We start from the raw sequence: 3,366 nt of genomic DNA, 5'->3' as shown, positions 1-3,366 counted from the left end.
GCCGAGGGCATGGCCGGCGAGGTCCGGCGCCTCGCCGCCGCGGCCGGCAGCATCGCGCAGATCGTCGGGCTGATCTCGCAGATCGCCGACCAGACCAACCTGCTCGCCCTCAACGCCACCATCGAGGCGGCCCGCGCGGGCGAGGCCGGACGCGGCTTCGCGGTGGTGGCCCAGGAGGTGAAGTCGCTGGCCGGCCAGACCGCCCGGGCGACCGAGGAGATCACGACCAAGGTCGTCGAGATCAGCGCCTCCACCGACGCATCGGTCCAGGCGATCACCGGGATCACCGACGTGATCCGCCGGCTGGCGCGGATCGGCGGCGACATCGCCGCCGCCGTCGAGGAGCAGGGCGCGGCGACCGGCGAGATCGCCCGCACCACCGCCCAGACCTCGGCGGGCACCCGCGCGGTCTCGGAGCATATCGGCGGCGTCAGCGAGGCGGCCGGCACCGCCAGCTCCGGCTCCGCCCAGGTGCTCGCGGCGGCGAGCGCCCTGTCGAGCCAGGCGGGCGACCTGCGCGGCGCCGTCGATCACTTCCTGGCCGGCGTGCGGGCGGCCTGAGGGCCGCCCGGCCCTGCTCGGAGCCGCCAAAGGAAAAGCCCGCCCCCTCGTCGAAGGGGGCGGGCTTTCTTCGTTTCGGGAGCCCGCGTCGGCGGCTACGGAACGTGGATCACCATCGCGGTGAAGGGATGCACGTAGGCCTGGAGCATCACCAGGCCGCCGACGAGGCAGGCCAGCGCGATCGAGTGCCAGAACACGAAGCGCAGGATCTTGCCCTCCTGGCCGAAATAGCCGGTGGCGGTGGAGGCGACGACGATCGACTGGGCGTCGATCATCTTGCCCATCACGCCGCCCGACGAGTTCGCCGAGGCCATGAGCACGCCCGAGAGCCCCAGCTGCTCCGAGGTGATCTTCTGGAGCCCGCCGAAGAGGACGTTCGACGCCGTGTCCGAGCCGGTCAGCGCGACGCCGAGCCAGCCGAGCAGGGTGCCGAAGAACGGGTAGAGGATGCCGGTTCCGGCGAAGGCTAGGCCGAGCGTCGCGTCGACGCCGGCGTAGCGGGTGAGCACGCCGAGCGCGAGCATCGCCGCGATGGTGACGAGCGAGTAGCGCAGCACCCAGATCGTCTCGACGTAGGCGGTGACGAGGCGCAGGGGCGAGAACCGCATGATCGCGCCGGAGATCAACGCCGCGATCAGCACGCCGGTGCCGGTGTAGGACATGTAGGTGAACAGGAAGACGGCGCCCTCCGGGTGGGCCTTGGCCACCACCGGCGGCACCTTCATGATCACGTTGTGCAGGCCCGGCACCTCGTACTTCCAGGTGAAGATCGGGTTCACGATGGCCTTGAACCAGCCGGTGCCCCAGATCGCCACGACCACCGACAGGATGACCCACGGCAGCCAGGCGAGCGCGATCTCCGACGACGAGGCGGTGCGGCCGGTGGAGACCGGCGCGCGCGGCAGGTCGGACGGGACGCCGGCGCCCAGCGCCACGGGCCGGGGCTCGCCGTAGCCGATCGACGGGTCGTTGCCGCGCAAAGCCGGCGAGGTCCAGATCGCGGCCGGCTTCCAGACCTTCAGGAACAGCACCAGCGCGCCCATCGCGGCGATCGAGGCGCCGATGTCGACGATCCACGGGTTGACGTAGTTCGAGATGCCGAACTGGGCCGCCGCGAAGGCGCCGCCGCAGATCAGGATCGCCGGCCAGACCTGGATCATGCCGCGGAAGCCCGCGAACACCCAGATCAGCCAGAACGGCACGATCAGCGAGAACACCGGCAGCTGGCGGCCGATCATCGCGCCGAGCACGTAGGGGTCGTAGCCCGTCACCGAGGCCAGGCCCTGGATCGGGGCGCCGAGCGCGCCGAAGGCCACCGGCGCGGTGTTGGCGATGAGCGAGAGGCCGGATGCGGCCAGCGGCGAGAAGCCGAGCCCGATCAGGATCGCACCGGTGACCGCCACCGGCGTGCCGAACCCGCCCGCGCCCTCGAAGAAGGCGCCGAAGGCGAAGGCGACGAGCAGCAGCTGCAGCCGCCGGTCGCTGGTGATGCCGGCCACCGATTGCTGGAGGGTCGCGAACCACCCCTTCTCCACCGTCAGCCGGTAGAGGAAGATGACGTTGAGGATGATCCAGCCGATCGGGAAGAAGCCGGTCACCATCCCGAGCAGGGAGGCGCGGGTCGCGAGGCCCACCGGCATGCCGAAGGCGACGACGGCGATGGCGAAGGCCAGGATCAGGGCGAGGACGGCGGCGACGTGGGCCTTGACCCGGCCGCTGGCGATCATGGCGAGCAGCGCGATCACCGGCACGGAGGCGGCCAGCGTCGACAGCCACGGGTTGCCGAACGGATCGTAGACCTGATTCCAGGTTTGGACGGGTTCCACGGGCGTAGTCCTCCGATGGCCCGGGTTGATCCGCGGGCCGTTGGAGGCGGTGCTAGCAGAGCGGCGAATCCGGCTCAACGGCGAGAGATAATGTATTCAGAAGGTGTTGCGCGCCGGTTGCTCGTTCAGCGGGACCCTGTCGCCCGGGCGGCCGGACCCGGCCGCGCGCGGATGCGCGGCCGGTGCGTCCTCAGACCAGCATCCCCATCGGGCTCTCGATCAGGCCCTTGAAGGCGGCGACCAGCTCGGCCCCCAGCGCCCCGTCGAGCACGCGGTGGTCGCAGGAGAGCGTCGCGGTCATCACCTGGGCGACGGCGGGGGCGCCGTCCTTGACCACGATCCGCTTCTCGCCAGCGCCGACCGCCAGGATCGAGGATTGCGGCGGGTTGATCACCGCGGTGAAGTGCTTGATCCCGAACATGCCGAGGTTCGACACCGAGGTGACGCCGCCCTGGTACTCCTCCGGCTTCAGCTTCTTGGCGCGGGCGCGAGCGGCGAAGTCCTTCATCTCGTTGGAGATGGTGGACAGCGTCTTCTCGTCGGCCCGGCGGATGACGGGCGTGAACAGCCCGCCGTCGATCGCCACCGCGACGCCGACCTCGGCGTGCTTGAAGCGCAGCACCCGGTCCTCGGCCCAGACCGCGTTGGCCATCGGCACCCGGGTCAGGGCGAGGCCCATCGCCTTGATGACGAAGTCGTTGACCGAGAGCTTGAACAGCGGCTTGCCGTCCTTGTCCTTGGCCGCGCTCTTGTTGAGCTGCTCGCGCAGCGCCATCAGCGCGTCGATCTCGCAATCGACGGTCAGGTAGAAGTGCGGCGCCACCTGCATCGCCTCGGTGAGGCGCTTGGCGATGGTCTTGCGCATGCCGTCGAGGGGCACTTCCTCGTAGCTGTCCTTGGCGTAGAAGCCGCGGACCTGGTCGGTGGTGAGGCCGGCGGCCCTGGTCGCGGGCGCCGCGGCGGGCGCAGCCTTCGGCGC

3 protein-coding genes are annotated in these 3,366 nt (G+C 70.6%); 1 reads left to right on the top strand and 2 read right to left on the bottom strand.

Annotation, left to right across the window (positions count from 1 at the left end; all coding sequences use genetic code 11):
• Positions 1-561, top strand: a 561-nt coding sequence (locus tag FV222_RS20770) for a methyl-accepting chemotaxis protein (RefSeq protein ID WP_246685574.1), incomplete at its 5' end; no start/stop codon positions are given.
• Between the two features lie 95 nt (positions 562-656).
• Here the strand turns inward: FV222_RS20770 and FV222_RS20765 are convergent.
• Both FV222_RS20765 and FV222_RS20760 read right to left on the bottom strand, forming a co-directional pair.
• Positions 657-2,387 carry an L-lactate permease gene (locus tag FV222_RS20765; protein WP_147752087.1) on the bottom strand — a complete coding sequence of 577 codons (1,731 nt, stop codon included), beginning with the start codon at positions 2,385-2,387 and terminating at the stop codon, positions 657-659.
• A 190-nt stretch (positions 2,388-2,577) separates the two neighbouring features.
• On the bottom strand, positions 2,578-3,366 hold a 789-nt coding region (locus FV222_RS20760; protein ID WP_187277402.1), incomplete at its 5' end, for a 2-oxo acid dehydrogenase subunit E2.

The organism is Methylobacterium sp. WL103 (assembly GCF_008039885.1).
Taxonomy (GTDB): domain Bacteria; phylum Pseudomonadota; class Alphaproteobacteria; order Rhizobiales; family Beijerinckiaceae; genus Methylobacterium; species Methylobacterium cerastii.
This window is presented reverse-complemented; position numbering and strand designations above follow the sequence as displayed.